Here is a 4,854-nt window from a genome sequence, read left to right as displayed (position 1 = left end):
GGCTGGCGTTGATGAAGGTGGCGCCATCGACCGCGATGCCCGACGGGTTGGCCACGATGACCTCGGCGCGCTGGCCGCCGACCTCGATGGCGCCGCGCAGCTGCGTGGGGTTGCCGCTGACCACCTCGTTGAGGATGATGCGCGCCGGCCCGGTTGCCAGGAAGGGATTGGCCTGCACCCAGCCGCCCAGTTGGGTCTGCACATCGGTGCGGCTGTTGTTGAGGATGACGCCTTGCGGCTGGACGTCGAACTGGTTGTAGAGATTGCGCGAGACGCCTGCGGCGGAGGGCATCTGGATGTTGACCAGGGGCACGCCGTTGGGCGCCAACAGCACGGTGGGCCTGAGGCCCGGTGCCGCGCCGGGCGCGCCGACGATCTGGGCCGCCACGGACGAAGCGGCCAGAAGCCCGGTCAGCGCCGTTGCCAGCAACGCAGAGGTTGCCCCGGTGGCCTTGCCCGCGCTCCTGGCCGTCTCCTGAACCACCATGCGCATGCCGCGCGCTGCGTTGAAGACAACGCGGTGAAGATGCTTGTTCATGCCATCACCCGCATCTCACGCGCGCGTCTTCTTCCGAGCCGCAGGCCCGAAGCCTCCCTGGGAATCATCACGTCGACCCTTGTAATTCTTGAAAGGGCCGGATTCTGCTGTGCAGCGCCGCAATATCGGCGGCGGCGCCAGAAAGAGTCAGATTGTCGTCATCGAATGCGCGGCCCTGCGGCGGCCCCGTCGCAAGACAGGGTCATCGCAACAAACGGGACAGCGCGTTCAGCGTCAATACGCAAGACGGCTGCAGACGTTCTCCGACTGCACCTCGCCCTGCGCCGCCAGCACATGCTTCTGCGCCGCCATGATCAGCGCCGCGCGGTAGGCCGAGCGGCTCGCGATCTTCGTGTGGGCGATGATGGTCTGCCACTCGCGCTCCAGGCTCTGGGGTGAGCGGTCCACGCTGCGGTTCATCAGCGCCTGACTCACATCGATCAGCGCGGCGGCCGAGCCCAGGCATATGTTGATCGCCGATTGTGCAGCGCTGACCCGGAAGCGGTCGTCGCTACCAGCCGAGCCGGAGTCCTGCAACACATCCAGCGGCAGGTTGGTGGTTGGGCCGAGATACGGCGCGCCTTGAATGTCGTTGTCGGCGCGCGCCAGCACCTGTTCGATGGTGGAGAGCGCGCTTTCCAGCAGGGAAAGATCAGAGGGCTTGTTCTTCATGTCGGTCGCCGGGAGACATCCGGATCGATCGGCATGTTGCCACCGGTGCCTTCTTTCACCGCGTGCAAAAAGCCACGAACGACAAACAATAGTTCACACCAAACCTTCGGGCCATCGAAGTCGACCCGAGCGTGACTTACTACCTTCGTGCAAAGGCACCTAGGTCGCTACATTTTTCAGTCGATGTAACGAAAGGCCTCCCATGGATCGGTCACGCAGGCTCTGGCTGTGCCAGGCGGGTGCAACGCTGCTGCTGGGCAGCGGGCTGGCGCGGGTCGGCCAAGCGCAAACCGCTCGCCCCGCGGGCCGTACGGTGGTCCTGGGGCAGTCCGTCCCGCTGACAGGCGCCGCCAGCGAGATCGGATTGGCCTTCGCAGCGGGTTGCCGGCTCTACGCAACACAGTTCAACGACGCCAACGCGGCCAGCGGCCTGCAACTGAAGCTGCTGCAGCTCGATGACGGCTACGACGCGCAGCGCGCCGCGGCCAATGCGCGCAACATGCTGCTCAACGACAAGGCCGACATGCTGTTCGGCTTCGTGGGCACCGCCAGCAGCGAGGCCGGCGCCGCCGCCGCGGCCCAGCAGGGCACCGCGCTCTTCGCGCCTTTCGCCGCCGCGGACAACCTGCGCAGCGCGGCCCATCCCAACGTGTTCCATGTACGGCCCAGCATGGCCGACGAAGCCATCAAGATGGTGCGCCAATGCGCCACGGTGGGCCAGACCCGCATCGCGCTGGTCGGCGACGACGACGCCATGGGCCGCGCGGGCCTGGCTGCAGTGCAGCACGCCATGGGCGACCAGAAGCTCGGCCCGCTGGCTGCCCAGGCGCTGGTGCCGGCAGCCGGCGGCAAGCTCGAGGCCGCGCTGGCAGACGTGCTGAACGCCTCTCCGCAGGCCATCGTGCTGGTGTCGCTCTCGGGCACAACGGCCGAGGCCATCCGCAAGCTGCGCAAGAGCGGCTACAGCGGCAACTTCATGGCCTTCTCGATCGTCGGCATCGACCCGCTCTACGCCACGCTGGGCAAGGACATCCGCGGCATCGTGATCGCGCAGGTGGTGCCGTCGCCGCGCTCCACGGCCATTCCCATCGTCAAGGAGTACCTCGCGGCCCTCGACAACTCGGACCAGACGGCATCCTACGAGGGCCTCGAAGGCTTCATCGCCGCCAAGGCCGCAGGCGAGGCGGTGCGCCGCGCGGGGCGCGCCTTCACGCCCGCAAGCCTGCAGCGGGTGATGGCGGGCATGACCGACTACGACGTCGGGGGCTTCCGCATCAACCTGCGGCCGGGGCTTCGCGATTCGCAGCGCACCATCGACCTGGTCAGCATCACGGCGGACGGGCGGATCTTGCGGTAGCTGCGGGAGTCAGGGACAGGCGGACGCAGATCGCGTTCCGGCAGTCCGCTTTCTGAGGCGCTGCCGCGGCCGCTTGGAGCAGGAAAGGTCCTACGTGACAGCCTGCCGGCCAGCGCATAGGATTCCGCGATGTCGCGGCGCCCTGCCCGCGGCCCCTGCCATCCGGGCGCGAAGGACAACACCATGGCCGTACGTTCCATTGCTTCGTTGACGTTGAGTTTCGGGTTGGTTTCCATCCCCGTACGCCTGTACTCGGCGACCGAAAGCGGCTCCACCGTCAGGTTCAACCTGCTGGCCAAGGACGGCTCCCGCGTGAAGCAGCAATACGTCTCCGAGAAGGACCAGAGCGTGGTCCCGCGCTCCGAGATGGTGAAGGGCTACGAATTCGAGAAGGACCGCTTCGTCCTGTTCACCCCCGACGAGCTGAAGGCGCTCGAGGAAGGCAGCAGCCACATCGTCGAGATCACGGCCTTCATCCCCGAAAGCGCGGTCGACCCCATCTACTACGACAAGGCCTACTTCCTGGCCCCCGACAAGCGCGGCGGCAAGCCCTACGCCCTGCTCACCGAAGCCATGCGCAAGAGTGGGCGCTGCGCCCTGGCCAAATGGTCGTGGAAGGCCAAGCAGTATGTGGTCCAGATCCGGCCCGCGGAAGATGGCCTGATCCTGCAGCAGCTCCTCTACGCCGACGAGGTGCGCTCGATGAAGGAGCTGGACATCGAGCGGGTCAGCGTGTCGCCGGCCGAGCTGCAGCTGGCGCTCCAGCTGATCGAGCAGATCTCGGAAGACGCCTACGACCCGAGCCAGTACGAGGACGAGGAAAAGAAGCGCGTGCTCGCCGCGATCGACGAGAAGATTGCCGGCAAGCACATCGTCGCCTCCGCCCGCGCCGAGGAGACGGGCAGCGGCCAGGTCATCGACCTGATGGACGCGCTCAAGGCCAGCCTTGGCAAGAAGTCTCGCTCCACACCCGCAACCCCTGCCGCTCCCGCTGCGCCCGGCAAGACCGCCGCCAAAACGGCGCGGGGCAACGTCTCACCGATGTTCGAGGCCGCTGAGAGAAAGTCGCCCAAGCGCGCCGCCAAGAGCGACGAACCCGCCGCGACGCCCGCGCGCGCGCGTGCCAGGAAGGGATGAGCGCTGCCGGCACCGCGTCGCCGTACACGATGCGGCGCGTGCAGCAGATGCTCGGCATCTCGCGCGTGGCGATCCAGCGTCTGGTGAGCGCCGGGTTCGTCACGCCGACGCGCGGCACGCGCAACGAGTTCCGCTTCAGCTTCCAGGACCTGATGCTGCTGCGCACGGCCCAGGGGCTGCAAGAGGCGCAGATCCCGCCGCGTAAGATCCTGCGCTCCCTGCGCCGGCTGCGGGCCACGCTCCCCGAAGAGCTGCCGCTGACCGGCATGCGCATCACCGCCGTGGGCGCCGACGTCGCGGTGCGTGATCGCCGCGGCACCTGGGAAGCGGGTTCGGGGCAACTGCTGCTGGATTTCGAGGTCGCGCCGGTCGACGGGCGCGTGGCCTTTCTGGACCCGAACGCCGCCCGCTCGACCAGTGCCGTGGACGCGCAACAGCTGTTCGCCCACGCCGAAGCGCTGGAGGACACCGACCCTGCCCAGGCCGAAGCCGCCTATCGCGCGGTCATCGCCGCGGCACCCGACCATATCGACGCATACGTCAACCTCGGTGCGCTTCTCTGCGACCAGCAGCGCTATGAAGACGCGGCCCAACTCCACGAATCCGCCCTCCCACGCTGCCCGGCGTCGGCCCTGCTGTTCTTCAACTACGCGATCGCATTGGAAGAGCTGGGGCGCCTGCGCGCGGCGGCCTTGAACTACGAGCGCAGCCTGCAGCTCGACCCGGACTTTGCCGACGCGCACTACAACCTGGGCCGGCTGCAGGAGCTGTTCGGCGACGCCCGCGGCGCGCTGCGCCACCTCAACGCGTACCGGCGACTGACGCGCTGAGCGTCCTCGCCGCTTCGGCGGGCGCGGGCACGCGCGGTGCTTCGTCGTCGTCGAGCTTGAAGGTGCCGACCACCTGCGAAAGCTTGCCCGCCTGGTCCTGCAGCGAGCTCGCCGCGGCCGCCGCCTCCTCCACCAGCGCTGCGTTCTGCTGCGTCACCTGGTCCATCTGCGTGATCGCCTGGTTGATCTGCTCGATGCCCTGCGTCTGCTCGTGGCTCGCCGCGCTGATCTCGGCCACGATGTCGGTCACCCGGCGGATGCTGCCCACGATGTCTTGCATCGTCTGGCCCGCTTCGCCCACCAGCGCAGTGCCGGCATCC

6 protein-coding genes are annotated in these 4,854 nt (G+C 67.8%); 3 read left to right on the top strand and 3 right to left on the bottom strand.

All coding sequences use genetic code 11. The features are described 5' to 3' along the window. On the bottom strand, window positions 1–538 hold a 538-nt coding region (locus APY03_RS35425; RefSeq protein WP_157103507.1), incomplete at its 3' end, for a two-partner secretion domain-containing protein. A 234-nt stretch (window positions 539–772) separates the two neighbouring features. After that, the gene (locus APY03_RS35420) at window positions 773–1,210 is read right to left on the bottom strand and encodes a hypothetical protein (protein ID WP_068684821.1); all 438 of its coding nucleotides are present in this window, start codon (window positions 1,208–1,210) and stop codon (window positions 773–775) included. Between the two features lie 202 nt (window positions 1,211–1,412). Here APY03_RS35420 and APY03_RS35415 point away from each other — a divergent pair, with 202 nt between their 5' ends. The 3 genes from APY03_RS35415 (at window position 1,413) to APY03_RS35405 (ending at window position 4,534) form a co-directional block, all read left to right on the top strand. Next, the gene (locus tag APY03_RS35415; RefSeq protein WP_068684819.1) at window positions 1,413–2,567 is read left to right on the top strand and encodes an ABC transporter substrate-binding protein; all 1,155 of its coding nucleotides are present in this window, start codon (window positions 1,413–1,415) and stop codon (window positions 2,565–2,567) included. 183 nt (window positions 2,568–2,750) lie between these two features. Continuing rightward, window positions 2,751–3,704: a non-homologous end joining protein Ku gene (gene ku / locus APY03_RS35410; protein ID WP_068684817.1), complete on the top strand. Its 954-nt coding sequence runs from the start codon at window positions 2,751–2,753 to the stop codon at window positions 3,702–3,704. Then, a complete protein-coding gene (locus APY03_RS35405; RefSeq protein WP_068684815.1) occupies window positions 3,701–4,534 on the top strand; it encodes a tetratricopeptide repeat protein in 834 nt (277 codons plus the stop codon). The genes ku and APY03_RS35405 overlap by 4 nt, the downstream gene beginning before the upstream one ends. On the opposite strand, the gene APY03_RS35400 is transcribed toward APY03_RS35405, so the two are convergent. Next, the coding region (locus tag APY03_RS35400) for a methyl-accepting chemotaxis protein (protein WP_232324529.1) at window positions 4,506–4,854 on the bottom strand (349 nt) is incomplete at its 5' end. The two genes, APY03_RS35405 and APY03_RS35400, sit on opposite strands and share 29 nt — an antisense overlap.

This window comes from Variovorax sp. WDL1 (genome assembly GCF_001541225.1).
GTDB lineage: Bacteria > Pseudomonadota > Gammaproteobacteria > Burkholderiales > Burkholderiaceae_C > Variovorax.
The sequence above is the reverse complement of the archived record's forward strand: the minus strand, read 5'-3'. Positions and strand labels throughout refer to the sequence as shown.